General features: G+C 34.4%; 1 protein-coding gene. It reads left to right on the forward strand.

The window, feature by feature from the left end:
• Positions 1-262, forward strand: a 262-nt coding sequence (locus L979_RS16915; protein ID WP_047692875.1) for a hypothetical protein, incomplete at both ends; no start/stop codon positions are given.

Here is a 262-nt window from a genome sequence, read left to right on the forward strand (position 1 = left end):
ATGAGTATGTTGCTACTTATGGCGACAAATATAGAATAGATAGCTTCACAGGGTACAGAGAGCTACGTAAAGATCACTTAGAACTTTTATCAGGTAAAGTATATTACAATAGTGAAAACTCGCTTAGAATCGAAACTACGCTCTTGTACGAGGTCGGTCAATTTGTATCAATTGGTGGTTATCCGTATGGCGGTAGAAAATTTAGATTACTAGAATTATCAATTACTGATAACCCAGTTTTAGATAAAGCAAAGATAATTTC

Source organism: Kocuria sp. ZOR0020, from assembly GCF_000800955.1.
Lineage (GTDB): Bacteria > Actinomycetota > Actinomycetes > Actinomycetales > Micrococcaceae > Kocuria > Kocuria subflava.